The sequence below is a fragment of the Maribacter aestuarii genome, assembly GCF_027474845.2.
GTDB classification, from domain to species: domain Bacteria; phylum Bacteroidota; class Bacteroidia; order Flavobacteriales; family Flavobacteriaceae; genus Maribacter; species Maribacter aestuarii.
Window position 1 is genome coordinate 2,781,240 of record NZ_CP107031.2, and the last position, 17,589, is coordinate 2,798,828.

A 17,589-nucleotide genomic window follows, 5' to 3' on the forward strand; every position below is an offset into this window, starting at 1 on the left:
AAATGACTCGCAAAAAGCTATCTTTAGTCTAGGCTGAATTTTCCTTCGGACTTTTATAGCTTACTCTCTGCCACCATGCTACTTAAATAAAAAGTTGCTATTAATATTGAAAAACTATGAGACATATTTTATTCCTGCTGTTTTTGATTTTAGTGGGTTGTAAAAACGAAACCAAAAACAAAAGTGAAATCGGAACAGAAAATGAATCTGAAATGACGAATGAAACAGAGGTTGGAGTCGACCAATCAGTTTCAGAAATGTGGAACGAGTTTATCCAATCAAACCCTGAATTTAAAAACGACGAAATACCTGAATCGGACTTTTTTCACAATAATGAGAAAGACGCTAATCGGTTGGCGGAATTAACGCTAACTGGAAAAAAGAGAGCTTCATCTGGACTTTACAGCTTGTACGTCCAATACAATGCGGATTTACCAAGTGTTGGAACAAAACAAATCGTAACGGACTTTAACGGAAAGGCACAAGCTATAATAGAAAACGTGAGTGTCGATACCATTCCATTTAACAAAATATCCGAAGAATACGCTGAAATGGATATGGGAACAGATATTGAACCGCTCGAAAAATGGAAAAAAGCACATTGGGACTTTTTTAAAAGCTTTTTAATGGACAGCGGGGAGGAACCGACTGAAGAAATGTTGATTGTCGCTGTGAGGTTTAAAAAAATATGGCCGGAAAAATAAAGTACTAATGGGAACATTTTGGATAGCTCCTTGTGGCGGATGTCCACATTGGGAATTACGCTAATAGCACTAAATTTAAAGTATTTACAAGTTTATCAGGTCCTTAATTTTGTATAGCTTTAGAAAATTTGAAAACAGAAAACGGTAAAGCTGAAAACCGATTAAAGTAGGCGTTAAACAATCAGAATTATGAGAAAACCAACCAACCAATTAACACTTCTGGCAACACTTTTAGCATTTGCCTTTGTATTCCAAAGTTGTGAGCAAAAACAAAAAGAAACGGAAGAAGATCAAAAAGAAGTCATAGTAGAAACTACCAAACCTGAATACTTCTTACTAAGACCCGAAGTGGAAAAGGCCTACGGCTATTCCCACGCCGTAAAAATTGGAAATAATATTAAAATCTCTGGGGCAGTAAGTATGGACGATGCAGGTAACCCAACCGCAATTGGGGATATAGAACAGCAAATGAAAAACTGCTATGCAGACTTGGAAAAAATATTGAAACACTACGGTTGCACTTTTGATGATGTGGTGGTAGAGAATATCTTTACAACGAATATGCCTCAAATGCTTGAAAAATCTGCATATCGCGCCGAAATTTACAAAAATCATTTTCCCACCGGTTCTTGGATTGGGGTTAAGGAGTTGGCACTGCCGGAATTTATGGTGGAAATAGAAATGGAAGTGCATAAATCGGAATAAGGTTGCAGTGCACAGCTGTATATAAAATCCTTACTGAAAGCAGAAGTATCTGTTTTTGGAAGACGTCTTCAAACATATTCTTATGTGCTTCCAAAACAAATGCGTAGTCACACTTTTAGATTCCGATAATTCTGACAATAAGAGCCAATTCCTGCCGAATTGTTCAAGTTCGGATTGGCTACATACATTATGGTCTACAGGATATTAGGCCATTCCTCAATATGGGTATATCCAATCGTAGATATCATCCTCTGGAAATAAGTAGGCTTACTCATGATGCGTATCCTGCAGTATTTTTTATCAAAATTCACGTTAGCTTAGATATGGCCTTTTCAGATTACCCCTATGAACAGCTGATTTGAATTTTTGAAAGCTCTAACGTAGTTACAATACGCTTTGTGCTGATTTGGAAAACTATCGGTGCTTGGAATCCAAGCTTTTTTGGTAAGCGATAAGCATTTACATCAACCTTTGAACTGGAAATAAATGCAGCTCTAGGATAACAATTATTTGAATATCGCATGTCCGTATCCAAGTAGTTACTCATCTGGATGCGTGGCTGCCTCGTAGGCATCTACATATTTAAAATCCTTAAACCAATAGGACGAGGAAATTATGTTGAACAGAATTTCGTTTTCACTTATTTTTTCCATTTGCATCTTCCATATTATATCCCGAGCTTCTTTGAAGGTTTCACCGTCTATTTGCTCATCGAACAAGCGGTAAATCAAATTATTCTGTGGCATTCCGGCAACCAACAAGCGGAGTAGGGGAGCCTCAGGGTAGTCATCAAAATAAGCGGATGTTCCTTTTTCCTTTGCACTTACACTAATGCTAAAGCTCACGGCTTCCGGGTGGGGAAAAGTGCCTTCAAAAGCATTATATAATAACTGATGCACTTTGAAGAAATTTTCGTGCATGGATAGGTCCGCGTATTCTTCCCATAATTTTTCGTCCAATAGCTCATTGGATAAATTTTCCACTTGTCCTTTGTTAAGCTTGCCCTTAAAGACATATTCCAAAACGATTTTGGCCGCGTCCTCCGGTTCATTATCCGTTAAGGACATCAAGCACATTTCCCTTAATTCTTCCGGAGCTAAGTCTGCGATGCCATCAAACTCCATAACCTTTAAAAGATGCTTAAAATCCTGCTCGGACCACGAATCGGGTAGTTCGGTGATTGTCTTGTAACTCGTACGTTTAATGTCAAATAATTTGTTCATCAATTAAAATTTAAAACCATTTTCGTTTTTTAAAATAATAAAGCATGGATAGGGCAACCACTATCATTACCATCCACATGATGTGGTAGCTATATTTATAATGCAGTTCGGGAACGTTGTCAAAATTAGTACCATAAATACCGGCAATAAAGGTCAAGGGTATGAATACGACCGAGAAAATGGTCAAGAACTTCATTATATCGTTCAATTTGGTGCTAATGGAGGTATGATATAAATTAAGTTGGTCGTTCAAAATTTCACGGTAACTGTCCGACGTGTCGGTTGCTTGGTTAATATTATCGCGTAGCTCCTTAAAATGCACATATGTAGATTCAAATATAAATTCTGATTCCATTTTGGAAAGTGCCAAAATCATTTCTTTAGCCGGTCTAATGTTCCTTCTTAAATAATTCAGTTCCCTTTTGTAAACGTTTATTTTTTTAATGGTCGATTTATTGGGCTGATCCCCTACACTCTCTTCCAGGGCCTCTACCTTTTCGCCTAGAACGCTGAGGATGTAGATGTAATTGTCAATCACAATATCCAGAAGTGCGAAGGCGAGATAATCCGTCCATCCATTACGTATTCTTTTTCTTTTGTTACGTATACGCTCTCGGATAGGCTCAAAAACATCCCCTTTTCTTTCTTGAAAAGATATGAGGACCGATTTTGTCAGCACCAGACTCAAATTCTCTACCGAAATGGTATTGGTCTCCTCATCCAACTGAAGCATTCGAATAGAAATAAAAATACAGTTATCATATTCATGCACCGTAGGTCTGGCCGTTGTATTCATGACATTTGCCAGCACCAGCTCGTCCAGATTAAAACCCTGGGAAATTTCCCGCATCACATTTTTATTATGCAGGCCGTCTATATTGAGCCATGTCACTGTTTTTTTGTCCTGATAGGAGATTGCATCCGCCACTTTCTTTAAGGCATTTTCTTCCACGGTGTTGGCATCAAAATCAATAACGCGGATAAATACTTCCTCGGTTTTTCGTTCACCTCTATGAAAAAGTTCATCCGGTGCTCGTCCTATTTCTTCCTTGGTTTTTTTAATAAATCTTGCCATAGTTTATGTTTTGATGGTAAAACCCTAAGTTTAAAATAGCTAATATTTATTAAGATTAATTTTTTATGGCCGATGGAGTTGCAATGCTTTGAGTGCATCTTGTGCAAAACTTTGCACCTTAGGGTCAGCATTCATGATGTACGGTTCCACTACGGTTAAGTATTTTTCTTCGCCCTGTTGTTGTATAAGATACAAAACTGCGAGTTTTACCTTAAGGTCATTACTTTTAAGGAGTAGTTGAAAACACTCCATTTCCGTAGGAATTTTATGTTTTATTTTCTGTAATTCCTCTTCCGAGGAGATGTCCAACGCTGAATCTTCAATGATGGGTAATAGTTTTCTCTTTAAATCGCCCGTAAGAAGATTGTCCAAAAACTCTATAGCGTTCGCTTGTGCCTCTTCTTTATCGCTGACCAGTCCCTCATAGGCTATGTCCACATCGTTCTGGCGGTACCTAAGCCCCAAAAGTTTAAAAATTCGTTCCAGGCCGGAATCCAGTCTTCGTTCCAAAAGCTCCAATAAACTGGTGCGCGCCGCACGTTCGAAATCGCTAATCTCCCGTTTGGATTTTTTTCGGTTACGGTAGGAGATAATAATTTGGGTGTGCATGGCCGCCAGGGTTTGGTGGTGCAATTTGCATTCCTCGTAAATACTTGTTACAACCTTGTACCTGTTAAATTTGAGTTCTGGATGGGAACTGCGTATGGCACTTAAGGCCCTTACTACCTCTAGCCGTACCGTAAGATCGGTATCGCTTAAAAGTAATAATAGACTTTTAATGGCCTGCTGTGAGTTGAACGACTGCAGTACCATAGGAATAAATCTTAGAATTGGAAGCGGATGCCTTCTATTTTGAACCATGGCAGTTAATATGGGTAGGACACTGGCTCCATAATCGTGTAACGCGGTTATGGTATTTTTTCTAAAATGTTTAACTCCTAAAAAGGGTGCGAGTTGCTGAATAAAGGGTGGATGCATGGTATTGCCCATGGCTAAAATAGTGGTGGAAACAATATCTTGGTCCGGATGATTCAGATATTGGGGCAGCAGAGGATAAAAGTCTGGTAGGTTGGCCACGCCAATCGTTTCAATGAGCGATTTTAGCTCTGTCGCTGGTACAGTTTCCAGCTCAATATTTTTCACTTTCAGGGCGATACTTTCTTTAACGTTGAATCGTTTTTGTAGTGAAAAATTATCTCGCACTTCCCTTGCCAGACAAAATAGGGCGGCGTCGGCTATTCTAGGATTTGGGTGATATAGGTAATGGTCATAAACAAATTCAGAATCCTTCTCCGCAAAACGTAAGACGTATTCCAACGTGGCGATCGTTAGTGCTTTATCGTCTATTTGGAGCAACCGTCCGATGTCGGCGGTCATACTTTTGCTGTTCAAAAAATAAAGATTTTGGATTGCAGCGGTCTTAACTTTGTTGGAAGGATTGTCCAATAGTTTCTCCACATCTTCCTCAAAACGTTTGTCGTTTATTTCCATCAACTTGCCAAGCATGTAAAGTATTTGTTCCTCGGTTCCATTTTTGAAAACTGTACGCATTCCACTAACTACGGATGATGGTTTCTCTTTTATTTTTCTGGACTTTATTTTTTTATCCGTTAGTACTTCAAGGTTGGACCTAAAAGTCTTGTAGTATTCTTGACGTACCTTATAAATAAAGAATAGCCATAGCGCGACCAATAAAAGTATTAGAACGCCAATGTACAGGGATGGTAAATCCAAACCCCTTATCACAAAAATTAAGAGGCATCCGGCAATCCCCGTAGCTATGCTATCCACGACCACATCTATAAAGGACTTGGTCTTGTTTTTCAACTCAAAGGGAAGGGGTAATGCCAATAACTCCGAAGCACTTTTATGAACAGATTGTTTTAATACGCCATCCATAGCTTTAATAACCACTACGGCCGAGAGTTCCGGTAAAATCAAAAAGAAAAGACTGCCACCGAATATTCCTATGGGTAATAGCAGTAGTGAGAAACCAACACCCCAAATCCCCACGATGCGGTGGGTGAAAAAGAGCTGGATAACAAGTGACAATAAATTAAACGTTGAAAACCAAAATGCAAAGAAAGCGGTGAGCTCATCCGCATCGGTGAAAGACGCTGCGGCAAAATCGCTAAAGAGATAGTCCACCAGTTTGGCTACGAGAACACTAACGGCAACTATGCAGGCAATATAGGTAAGATGCTTTGATTTTAAAATGAGCCTGAGCGGTCGTTCGGATTTGGTTACGGTCCTTTTTTTCTCCTTGAATTCCCCTAATTTTTTAACCCGTGTTTTCCAAACTCTTCTAAGTAACGGTATGCAGAAAAGAAGAAAAAAGGCGGCAATAAAAACCAAGTTTTCGTTTCCAATGAACGGTGCCAATATCGATGTTAGATAACCGCCCAAAATACCCCCCATGATAGCTCCTGAACCAATGAATCCAAATAACCGTTTGGCTTCCCGAACGTTGTACACCAAGTTGGCCAATACCCAAAACTGGGATGCCGAGAGAACGGCATAAATGGCAACCCAAACATAGAAAAAGTAGAGAACCCAAATGTTGACGATATTCAAGGTCAGTAAAATTCCCAGCCCCACGAGTATGAGTATGGAGCTTATTAGGGTCGTCTCTATGACTTTGTTCAGGGCATATTTGGAAACCGCACGGGAGTAGAAGAAGGAACTTGCGATAGCCGTAATTGCTACCAACAGAAAGGCAAAAGGCAACTGTTCCACACCAAGTTCGGATAAAAACAGGGCGTTAACGGTAGGTTTTACGATTAACAGTACCGCTATGGTCAAAAATATATAGGAGAGCATCCAAAGTGAAACCTTGAATTCGCCCTCCCGTATATCAAATATTCTTTTTACTAAGTTTTGAATCATCCGCCTTGCGGAACGTTTTAATTTCCCGGTACTAAAGTACTGGCTTTTTTAAGACCTTCTCTATGGGCTTTACCAAACTTCTAATTATTTGTTCGCCATTGGGGTCATCAATTAGCGCCACTAAGATGTACCTACGTCCAGGGTCTTGGCCCCAAACCAAAATAGAGTCGGAGTGGTATGTCCTCCATGAACCCGATTTACGGAACAAGCGTGCATTAGGAGCAATTTCGTCCAAAGTGTTCACAAATTTATGGTGTAGTTCTGGGTCCTCCATTATATTCAACATCTGTTTGGAACGTCTGTCGTTTACCAAACGGCCATGGGCCAATAAATAGTAATACCTGCATACTTGTGTTACCGTAGCGGCGTGACTTAGGTTCTTCAACGGCTCCCGATTGGTGTCACCACCTCCACCATAACGCTTTCCTACCCAAAGGCCACCACCTCTATCCTCATCATAAAAGTTGTAGTTCGGGTCCGTCATTACGGCCTCCAGCTTTTCATAACCAACACGATCGATCATGCGTGTGGATGCGGCATTATTAGATTTGCTAATCATTAAGCGCATGTCCTTTTTGACTTCTGCTGTTTCTTTTAACTCTCCCTTTTCAATGGCATCCATAGCCGCCAAGAGAATGGCAATTTTAGGTAAACTTGCAGCATACATCATATGGTTGCCGTTTACTCGCGCAAAACGAACGTTATCCGGGTTGCTTAAATCCACGATACCCACGGCCATCTTTTTTTGAGCAATAAGTTGACGCCAATCGGAATGGGTAGCGAGTTCGTTCTCTAAATTTACCTGAAGCGAACTATCTACCAATTTGGAAAGGGATTTTATCTTAGCATCGACTATCGCTATGGGAAGGTCGCTCTGTGCTAAAATAGATACACTAGAAAGCAAGGTTAAAATAAAAATACTAAGGTTTGATTTCATTGATTACTTTGGTTTAAAAAATGTAGTCAAAATTATATAATCCATTGGCAGGTAGATTGTTAATTTTTAAGGAATACAGTTGGTCGACAAATCCAATGAAAATGAGCTGCGATGTTCTTAATATAAATATTTTCTGTTAAAATTTCCTTTTTAAAGTCGCTAACAACGTACCTATGCAGGCTTTTTTCATGAAAAAATAGATGCATGATAAACGCGAACGTTTATTATTTAATGTATATTTCAAAGCGAAGTCAATAACATCAAATGAACCTTAAAGATGGCGTAAGAACTTCTGAGAATAAAGTATCCTCGGAAGCAAGAAAGCTTAGTGAGCTTGTAAAGGATGCTTCCAAATCCTTGGTTGATCGTTTGGAATGCTATGAGGATATCATGAGTTTGGAGGTCGGGGACACAGGTTTAAGTAGGGCCAAGACCCTGGAGCGTGAGTTTGACCTTCGTCAGTTGTACATAAAATATGAAGGCGACAATCCCACGGGGACTCAAAAGGACCGCATTGCCTTTGCGCAATTGTACGATGCCTTGAGGCGTGAATATAAGGTCGTATCCTTGGCCACTTGCGGCAATTATGGCGTAGCTATGGCACTGGCTGCAGATTTGGCCGGAATTGCTTGTAAGGTCTATATTCCGGAATCCTACCATACCGATAGAATTGAAGAAATTGAAAAACTGGACGCAGAAATTATCCGATTGCCGGGCAGTTATGAAGATGTCGTTATGGCAAGTACGGAACATGCCAACAAAAATGGATGGTATGATGCCAATCCGGGTGGTGCCAATACCCCTTTACAGATATCGGCCTATGCACAAATAGCACAGGAGATTTTTGAGGATTTGGGGGATGCGCCAAAATATTGTGCGGTTCCCGTTTCCAACGGTACTTTGTTCGCCGGCATTTACAGAGGTTTTGTGAGTTTGTACAAGCGGGGTAAAACCTCTCGCGTGCCTAAAATGATAGCGGCCTCTTCCTCTTTTAAAAATCCAATAGTACAGTCCTTTCTGTTGGGATTGGATCATTGCAAGGATTTGAATCCGGAGGCAATTAAAGAAACCAAATACAATGAACCGCTCATTAACTGGCATAGTTTTGATGGGGAGGAGGCACTTTATGCCCTAAAGGAATCCTACGGAAATGCCTATAACATTAGCGATAAGAAACTCAAAGAAATGTCGGCTTTGTTATCTAAAAAAGAGGGCTATAAGATTCTTCCGGCTTCTACTGCCGGACTGATAGGTTTATTGGAATTGGACGAAGAATTAAATTTGGAGCCCGACCGATTTGTGGCGGTGCTCACGGCAAAAAACTAAAAGATATAAAATGAAAAAAGTGATAGATGGTAAGGCCCTAGTTTATTGTGAGGGTGCCTTTAATACCCCAAATGGAAAGACAGCGCATGGCTTGGTAAGATTTACGGAACGGTACGAAGTGGTAGGGGTTTTGGATAACAAATACCACGGTAAAGATGCAGGGGATGTGTTGGACGGTAGACCAAATGGAATCCCAATTTTTAAGGATATTGAAACGGCGGTGGAAGAATTAAGTGCCGTTGACAACCTACCCAGTTATTTGGTAATCGGTCTTGCCCCGGATGGTGGCCGTCTACCAAAAGAGGCCAAGGGTACTATTAGGAAAGCTTTACAAAAAGGGTGGAATGTTGATAGTGGTCTGCACGATTTTCTTACGAACGATGCGGATTTAGTTGCGATAGCCCAAGCAAATAATTGTCAAATAAGGGACATCCGCAAAACTCCGGATAGGGACAAGCTGCATTTTTTTACCGGTGCTATTGAAAAGGTTGATTGTTTAAAACTGGCTGTGTTGGGAACTGATTCTGCTCTTGGAAAACGAACAACCGCGTGGTTAATAGTTCACGCTTTTAGGGCTGCTGGTAAAAAGGCGGAAATGATCGGTACAGGACAGACCGGATGGATGCAAGGGGCAAAATATAGTATGGTCATGGATAGTTGTATTAACGATTTTGTTTCCGGTGAAATAGAGCATGCCGTGGTTAGTGCCTATAATAACGAAAATCCCGATGTAATCATAATTGAAGGCCAGGGCAGCTTAATGAATCCGGCATATCCCGGAGGATTTGAAATACTGGCTGCCGGTCGCCCGGATTATGTGATTTTACAGCATGCACCCAAGCGTTTGGAATACGATGGTTTCCCTGGTTACAAGATGCATTCCTTAAAGGAGCAGATAAATGCGATACAAGTTATCTCTGGCAAGGAAGTTATTGCCATAACCGTTAATCATGAAGGAATGTCCAAAGATGAGATTCCGGAGGCCTGTAAAAAAATAACCTTAGAAACAAAACTTCCGGCTTTTGATGTGTTGGAGTACGGAGCTAAGGAATTGGTGGATCTGTTGATGGAAAAATTGAAATGAGAATCACAAAAATAAGCTACGAACGTCTTGATTTGAAATTGACCGTACCTTACACCATCGCCTATGAAACGATAGCTAAGACCACTAATTTCATTCTCAAAATAGAAACCGATGGCAAATGGGTCGGTTTTGGCTGTGCAGCCCCTGATAAGGTCGTTACCGGAGAATCGCCCGAGGAAGTGGAGGAAGTAATAAAAAATGAAATTACTTCTTATCTCATTGGCAAGGACCCTTTCACCTATGCGCTTTTGTTAATGGATTTAAAGCACATTCTGGGTAAAAAATCTTCTTCTTTGGCCATGGTAGATTTGGCTTTGTTCGATTTAATCTCCAAAAAAGCGGAAGTTCCCCTTTACAAATTTTTAGGTGGGTTCAAGCAAAGTATAGCCACAAGTATAACTATAGGTATTTTAAGTTTAGAGGAAACCTTGAAGCATGCCAAGGAATATGTTGAACAAGGCTTCACTATTTTAAAGATTAAAGGCGGTAGTCATCTGGAGGAGGATATAGAGAAGATGAAAAAGTTGCATGAAATATATCCAGAGGTTACATGGCGTTTTGATGGTAATCAGGGCTATTCCGTTAAAGATTCCATTGCGTTCGTTAAGGCCACTGCTGCCATTGGCATTGAAATCTTTGAACAACCAACTAAAATCGAATCTGAAGAGCGTTTGGGACAAGTTACCAATGAGGTGGCCATTCCTGTAATGGCGGATGAGAGCCTTAAGACCTTGACCGATGCTTTCCGATTGGCCCAAAACGAGCGGGTGGACATGATCAATATTAAATTACAAAAAGTTGGAGGTATTATGGTAGGAATGCATATTAACTCCGTGGCAAAATCGGCCGGTTTGGAGACTATGGTAGGCTGTATTGATGAATGCGGCTTGGGTATTGCCGCGGGACTTCACTTTGCGTTGTCCCGGCCCAACATCGTTTATGCGGATTTAGACGGCCATTTGGAATTGATTGATGACCCCTATAAAGATATTTTCAATCTAAAAAATGGAGTTTTATATCCTTCGGAGAAGTATGGGCTCGGTGTTAATTGAAATGTCTCCGCTAACTATCAATCTCTTCAATTAAATTAGCCACCAATGCTGTCCAACCGGTTTGGTGGGACGCGCCTAGGCCACGGCCATTTTCCCCATGAAAATATTCGTAGAAAAGAATATGGTCTTTGAAGTTTTTGTCCTTATAAATATGGTGGTAGAGCTCGTTATAGGGTCTATTGCCATTCTCATCCTGTTGAAAAATCTTAATGAGCCGCTTGCTCAATTCCGTGCTAATCTCCTTTAAATTTAATTTTTCCGTACTTCCAGTAGGATATGCAAATTGCAGTTCGTCCCCGCAGTAACTGTAATACTCCCGTAAGGCTTGAATGAACAAATAGTTCATGGGCATCCAGACAGGACCTCTCCAATTGGAGTTTCCACCAAATAACGATACCGTAGATTCTGCAGGTTCGTAGTCAATCGAATAATTAACACCTTCAATCTCTATTTCATAGGGCTTTTCATGGATTTTAGATAAGGACCGAATACCATGGGGACTCAAAAATTCATTCTCGTCCAAAAGGCTTTTCACCAATAATTCAACCCGGTCTCTTGGTACAAGGGATAGCAATAAATCCTCACCCTCGGCAAATTCTTGTATGACCGCATATTTTAAATTTTTCATACGGTATTTTTTAAACCAAACTACACTGGCTTTGAACTTGGGTAGCTTTTCCAGTATATCTTTTTTTATGGTGAGGACAGCGGCTAAGGATAACATACCTGCAATAGACCTTACTTTTATAGTGCCAGAGTTACCATTTGGTAAAATAAGACGATCATAAAAGAAGCCTTCCTCATCATCCCAGGTACCCCCGTGGTTGGCATCCATCTTGTTCAAAGCTTCGGCGATAAAAATAAAGTGACCAAAATATTTAGTAGCCATTTCTTCGTAGGCATCGTCCTCCATGGCTATTTCCAGACTCATTTCAAGCATGTTCAGACAATAAAGGGCCATCCACGCCGTACCGTCTACCTGTTCTAAAGTACCGCCACCGGGAACGCCATGGCTACGGTCAAATACCCCAATGTTGTCCAAGCCAAGAAATCCACCTTGGAAGACATTGTTATTGTTGTTATCCAAACGGTTAACCCACCATGTAAAGTTTAGGGCCAACTTGTTGAACATTCGCTTTAGAAAGTTAACATCGCCTACTCCGGATTTTTTCTTGTCTACCTTGTAAATGCGTAGCGCGGACCAAGCCTGAACCGGCGGGTTAACATCGCTGAAATTCCATTCATAAGCTGGAATTTGACCATTGGGCGCCATATACCATTCTTTGGTGAACAGCAATAGCTGTTCTTTGGCGAACTGCGGGTCGATAAGTGCAAAAGAAGTACAGTGAAAGGCAGAATCCCAAGCAGCGTACCAAGGATATTCCCAGGCATCCGGCATAGAGAGCACGTCGTGGTTCCTTAAGGTTTTCCATCCGCTGTTCCTTCCGGATAATCGCTCAACTGGGGGTTGGGAATTTTTTGAATCTCCTTTGAGCCACTGTTCTACCTCGTAATTATAGTATTGTTTGGTCCACAATAGCCCTGCGAACGCCTGCCTGAGAATAGCTTTCTTGTCCACTGAGGCTTTTGGGGCCATGGTATCATAAAAGGATTGGGACTCCTCCTGCCGCTTGTTAAATATGCGGTCATAATTTTTATCAAAGGGATTTTTTAAAGTTTTTTCAGATAGTCGAAGTTTAATGGAGATGGAAGCTCCTCCCTTGATTTCTAATTGATATAAAGGGGAAAATTTGGTTCCTTGCTTGTTTTTCGTAGCCAGCTTGTAATCATTATTACAAACGGCGTTATGGAAAAGATCTTTTCTGAAGGGGTGACTATTCTTGTCCTGATAGACTTTTTCCCTGTTGGTTTCATTTTCGGTAAATAAAAGTTTATCGGCATCGTCAAAATAAAGTTGATAATTGCCTACATACGGATGTTCAATTGCAACGTAGGGCGACTTCGCTTGAATACGCTTTTGGATTTTAGGCTTTGTTGACATTTCCTTAAACGTCCAATGGTTTCGTATGGTCAAAGTAGGGAGTAAGTGTAAAGCGGCGCTTTCGCTATTCCTGTTTACCACCGTAATTTTTATAAGGATATCCGTTGCTTCGGCCTTTGCATATTCCGTGTAAACGTCAAAATATTCACTGTTGTCGAACAGACCCGTATCCAGAAGCTCATATTCAAGTTCATTACGTCCCCTTTTTTGATTTTCCGTTACCAATTCATTGTACGGATATTCATTTTGGGGATACTTGTACAAATGTTTCATATAGGAATGGGAAGGTGTGTTTTCCAGATAATAGTACAGTTCTTTTACATCCTCCCCATGGTTACCTTGCGGACCCGTGAGACCAAAAAGTCTTTCCTTAAGAATAGGGTCCTTTCCGTTCCATAATCCGATTCCAAAACACACGTTGCAATAGCGGTCGGAAAACCCTGCGATACCATCTTCGCCCCATCTATAGGTCCTGCTTCTCGCATGTTCGTGTGGGAAATAGTTCCAGGCGTCGCCATGAGCGCTATAATCCTCACGTACAGTACCCCATTGGCGTTCACTGAGATAGGGCCCCCATTTAAGCCAGTCTTTTTTTTCGGAAAGTTGTTCTTGAAGTCTTGTTTCTTCTGCGTTCTTCATATTGGGTAATAAGGTTTAAAGGGAATGGGAATAACAGGGTTGAAGTTCAAGAAGGTAGGAAGATGCTACCCTTATACCGCCTTTTGAACCACTTCGAAAACACGATTGGCATCGCACTTCAAGGTCTTTGAAGGATATTTTAAAATTAGCGCATAATCATGGGTGGCCATTAAAATAGTGCGTCCGGACTTGTTGATTTCCTGTAGTACCTTCATTACCTCAACACTGGTCTGTGGATCCAGATTTCCCGTAGGTTCATCGGCAAGAATAAGTTCAGGATCGTTCAATAAGGCCCTAGCAATAGCGACCCTTTGTTGTTCCCCTCCAGAGAGTTCGTGTGGAAACTTGAAACCCTTAGTCTTCATCCCCACTTTCTCCAATACTTGTAGAACTTGAGCATCCATTTTGGCCTGATCTTTCCATCCAGTAGCCTTAAGGACGAAAAGAAGGTTTTTATTAATATTTCTATCCGGTAAAAGCTTAAAATCTTGGAACACGATACCTAGCTTTCTTCTTAAAAATGGGATATCACTTTCCTTTAGGGTCTTTAGGTTAAAATCCACGATTTTACCCTCTCCTTTCTTTAAGGGCAAATCCCCATAAAGCGTTTTCATAAAGCTACTTTTTCCACTACCCGTTTTACCGATAAGATATACAAATTCCCCCTTGGTAACTTGCAAGCTTACCTCGCTGAGTACCAAACTTTCCTTTTGGAATATGGATACGTCCTTTAGCTCTAAAACTGTCTCTTCCATAACGCAAATGTTGATATAAAAGTAATAAGTTCCCAACGATATTGGAGAACCGTTTTGCAAATTCTTTTCTTTTGTATGGACGAGCTACATACTTAGTAACAATATTTGCCGTTATCCTTTGTGATACTTAGGTACCATAAAATAGTCAGAGAACGCTATGCTTAAAAAAATCATTTTTTTTACTCCTTTACTTATTGGAATAACTGGGATTGCCAGTGCGCAGGAATCCAAAATTTATACCCACAAACAAAAAGATTTTCAAGACGCTCTAACCTTATATAACAATGAGCAATACCAAGCTGCGCAGACCCTTTTTGAAAAGGTAAAGGCGACAACGGAAGATGAGGAGACCGCTGCCAACAGTGCCTATTACGCGGCGAATGCCGCGGTTAGATTAAACCAATCCGGTGCGGATAGGTTAATGGAGGACTTTGTTGAAAAATATCCAACCTCTACCAAAAGGAATTCCGCCTTTGCCGATGTTGCCGAATATTATTTTGAAACCGGAAAATACCCATATGCTTTAAAGTGGTACAATAAGGTTGACCAAGGTGCGCTTTCGCGGGGTGAAATGGAGAAATTCAATTTCAATTATGGATATTCCCTCTTCGCGTCAAGAAAAACAGAAGAAGCTGAGAAGTATTTAGAAAAAGTGGTCAATTCCCCAGTTTACGGGTCGCAAGCAAAATATTATCTGGGATATATTTCCTACCAACAAGATGATTACGAAGCGGCGAACGAGCGTTTTGACCAAATTACAGATCAAGATGTTTTGGAGGAAAAATTGAGCTATTATCAGGCCGATATGAATTTTAAATTGGGCAAGTTTGAGGAAGCCATCGCCTTGGCCAAAAAACAATTGCCCAAATCTGACCGAAAAGAAATTTCGGAGTTAAATAAAATCATAGGAGAAAGTTATTTTAACCTTGGTCAGTATAGCAACGCCATACCTTATTTAACGGAGTATAAGGGTAAAGGAGGCAAATGGAGCAATACGGATTACTATCTCTTGGGATACGCCTATTACAAGCAACAGGATTATGAGAACGCAATTCAGCAATTCAACAAAATAATAGGCGGCACGAACAGTGTTTCCCAAAATGCCTATTACCATTTGGCGGAATGTTATTTAAAATTAGATAAGAAACAAGAAGCCTTGAACGCTTTCCGGAATGCTTCTCAAATGGAGTTTGCTCCGGAAATTCAAAAAGACGCTTTTCTGAATTACGCACGACTAAGCTACGAGATAGGTAATGCTTACGAGCCTGTACCTCAAGTTATCACAAATTATTTGGAGACGTACCCTAATGATGAACATCAAGAGGAAATGCAGAACTTGTTGGTAGATTCATTCATTACTTCTAAGAATTTTGCCGGCGCCATGGAGCTGTTGGAAAATAATAGAAACTATGCCAGTAAGGAGACCTATCAAAAAGTAGCATATTTCCGAGGCATTGAACAATTTATGGAGGGTGATTATAGTGGTGCTTCCGAGAATTTGGGTAAATCCTTGCGTAGCGCTGAGAATCCTTTATTCGAGGCTAGAGGCAGATATTGGAAAGCTGAGGCAGATTATCTTTTGAATCGGTTTGATGAAGCTGTTGCGGGATTCACTTCTTTTAAACAAAACGCTAGTTCAAACCGGACGGTAGAGGCCAAGGATGTGGATTACAATTTGGCCTATTCCTACTTCAAACAGAAAGATTATGGAAATGCCATCACGTATTTCAATGCCTTTACAAATTCAGGAAGTGATGAGGTTGAAAAGCTAAATGATGGTTACTTGCGCTTAGGGGATAGTTATTTTGCGACCAGCAAATATTGGCCTGCCATAGAGACGTACAACAAGGCTTTGGAGCTTACCGGTCCAGAAAAGGATTATGCCTCCTATCAAAAGGCCATGAGCTACGGTTTTGTTGGAAGAGGGGCAACGAAAATCGAAAGTCTTGAAAATTTTGTTGCTCAGTATCCGCAATCAAGCTTTAAGGACGATGCCCTCTTTGAATTAGCGAATTCTTATGTTTCCGAAGGAAAAGAAAATCAAGGGCTGCAGGCATATGACCGACTCATAAGTGAATATAGGGGTAGTTCCCTGGTGCCGCAGGCCTTAATGCGTCAGGGTTTAATTCACTATAACGGCAACAGGAACGAAGCTGCCTTGGCCAAGTTTAAAACTGTGGTAAGGGATTACCCCAAGACACAAGAGGCGATTCAGGCGGTAGCCACGGCCAAATTGGTTTATGTGGATTTGGGACGCGTAAACGAATATGCGGATTGGGTGCGGGATTTGGATTTCGTTGAGGTAACGGACTCGGAATTGGACAACGCTAGTTTTGAATCCGCCGAAAAACAGGACAGGGATGGCAATAAGGATGCCGCCATCCGTGGATATAAAAGTTACATTCAACAATTCCCGAATGGATTGCACGCGGTCGATGCGAACTTTAATTTGGCGCAGTTGTATTTTGGCAAGGGTGATAAAGAAGCCGCACTACCTTATTATAAATACGTTGCGGACAGAAGCACAAGCGAGTATGCCGAGCAGGCCTTAACACGTGTATGTGAGGTATATATTGGAAACCAAGATTATGAAAAGGCTTTGCCTTATTTGTTGAAGCTGGAAGACCAAGCGAATATTCAACAGAACAGAACTTTTGCCCAATCTAATTTGATGAAAGGATATTATGAACAGCGCAATTATGCCAAAACACTCGAATATGCGGATAAGGTTTTGGACACCCCTAGTATTGACGACCGTATAAAGAGTGATGCCCAAATTATGATTGCCCGATCCGCTATCGCCACCAACGACGAGGCTAAGGCAAAGTCCGCTTACGGGGAGGTGCTGAAAATTGCTTCTGGCGCTACAGCCGCGGAGGCATTGTATTATGACGCCTATTTTAAGCATAAGGAGGGAGATTATGAATCTTCGAATATTTCCGTTCAGAAATTGGCAAAAGACTACGCGACCTATAAAGAATGGGGCGGAAAAGGACTGGTGTTGATGGCGAAGAATTTTTATGCCTTGGGCGATGCCTACCAAGCCACTTATATATTGGACAGCGTCATTTCCAATTTTAGTCAATATCCGGAAATAGTGGCGGACGCCAAGGGGGAGCTGGCAATTATCAAGTCCAAGGAAGCTCAAAGTAATTCCTCAATTAATCCAAACCAAAATTAAAGTACACTAGTAAAAGAACA

The 17,589-nt window shown here is 40.9% G+C and carries 12 protein-coding genes; 6 read left to right on the top strand and 6 right to left on the bottom strand.

Annotation, left to right across the window (positions count from 1 at the left end; all coding sequences use genetic code 11):
* Nucleotides 1–116 precede the first annotated feature (116 nt).
* Together N8A89_RS12640 and N8A89_RS12645 are read left to right on the top strand one after the other, a co-directional pair.
* Nucleotides 117–704: an ASCH domain-containing protein gene (locus N8A89_RS12640; RefSeq protein WP_281542574.1), complete on the top strand. Its 588-nt coding sequence runs from the start codon at nt 117–119 to the stop codon at nt 702–704.
* Nucleotides 705–893: 189 nt separating this feature from the next.
* The gene (locus N8A89_RS12645) at nt 894–1,409 is read left to right on the top strand and encodes a RidA family protein (RefSeq protein ID WP_281542575.1); all 516 of its coding nucleotides are present in this window, start codon (nt 894–896) and stop codon (nt 1,407–1,409) included.
* Between the two features lie 539 nt (nt 1,410–1,948).
* Here the strand turns inward: N8A89_RS12645 and N8A89_RS12650 are convergent.
* From N8A89_RS12650 to N8A89_RS12665, 4 genes are all read right to left on the bottom strand, one after another.
* The gene (locus N8A89_RS12650) at nt 1,949–2,632 is read right to left on the bottom strand and encodes a hypothetical protein (protein ID WP_281542576.1); all 684 of its coding nucleotides are present in this window, start codon (nt 2,630–2,632) and stop codon (nt 1,949–1,951) included.
* A gap of 10 nt (nt 2,633–2,642) precedes the next feature.
* Nucleotides 2,643–3,707 carry a magnesium/cobalt transporter CorA gene (corA, locus tag N8A89_RS12655; protein ID WP_281542577.1) on the bottom strand — a complete coding sequence of 355 codons (1,065 nt, stop codon included), beginning with the start codon at nt 3,705–3,707 and terminating at the stop codon, nt 2,643–2,645.
* A gap of 63 nt (nt 3,708–3,770) precedes the next feature.
* The gene (locus N8A89_RS12660) at nt 3,771–6,593 is read right to left on the bottom strand and encodes an NTP/NDP exchange transporter (protein WP_289644409.1); all 2,823 of its coding nucleotides are present in this window, start codon (nt 6,591–6,593) and stop codon (nt 3,771–3,773) included.
* Between the two features lie 31 nt (nt 6,594–6,624).
* Entirely contained in the window at nt 6,625–7,530 is a 906-nt protein-coding gene (locus N8A89_RS12665) for a serine hydrolase (RefSeq protein ID WP_281542579.1), read from the bottom strand.
* 264 nt (nt 7,531–7,794) lie between these two features.
* Between N8A89_RS12665 and N8A89_RS12670 the strand changes: the two genes are divergently transcribed.
* The 3 genes from N8A89_RS12670 to N8A89_RS12680 are packed head-to-tail and all read left to right on the top strand — an operon-like array spanning nt 7,795 to nt 10,992.
* Nucleotides 7,795–8,856, top strand: coding sequence for a pyridoxal-phosphate dependent enzyme (locus tag N8A89_RS12670; RefSeq protein WP_281542580.1), 1,062 nt, complete (start codon nt 7,795–7,797; stop codon nt 8,854–8,856).
* 10 nt (nt 8,857–8,866) lie between these two features.
* The gene (locus N8A89_RS12675) at nt 8,867–9,940 is read left to right on the top strand and encodes an N-acetyltransferase DgcN family protein (RefSeq protein WP_281542581.1); all 1,074 of its coding nucleotides are present in this window, start codon (nt 8,867–8,869) and stop codon (nt 9,938–9,940) included.
* Nucleotides 9,937–10,992, top strand: coding sequence for a mandelate racemase/muconate lactonizing enzyme family protein (locus N8A89_RS12680; protein WP_281542582.1), 1,056 nt, complete (start codon nt 9,937–9,939; stop codon nt 10,990–10,992). The genes N8A89_RS12675 and N8A89_RS12680 overlap by 4 nt, the downstream gene beginning before the upstream one ends.
* Before the next feature lie 10 nt (nt 10,993–11,002).
* Here N8A89_RS12680 and N8A89_RS12685 read toward each other — a convergent pair whose 3' ends face one another.
* Both N8A89_RS12685 and N8A89_RS12690 read right to left on the bottom strand, forming a co-directional pair.
* Nucleotides 11,003–13,633 carry an MGH1-like glycoside hydrolase domain-containing protein gene (locus N8A89_RS12685; RefSeq protein ID WP_281542583.1) on the bottom strand — a complete coding sequence of 877 codons (2,631 nt, stop codon included), beginning with the start codon at nt 13,631–13,633 and terminating at the stop codon, nt 11,003–11,005.
* A gap of 71 nt (nt 13,634–13,704) precedes the next feature.
* A complete protein-coding gene (locus tag N8A89_RS12690) occupies nt 13,705–14,388 on the bottom strand; it encodes a cell division ATP-binding protein FtsE (protein ID WP_289644417.1) in 684 nt (227 codons plus the stop codon).
* Nucleotides 14,389–14,545: 157 nt separating this feature from the next.
* On the opposite strand from N8A89_RS12690, the gene N8A89_RS12695 reads away from it, so the two are divergent.
* Nucleotides 14,546–17,569, top strand: a complete 3,024-nt coding sequence (locus N8A89_RS12695; RefSeq protein WP_281542584.1) for a tetratricopeptide repeat protein — start codon at nt 14,546–14,548, stop codon at nt 17,567–17,569.
* Nucleotides 17,570–17,589 lie beyond the last annotated feature (20 nt).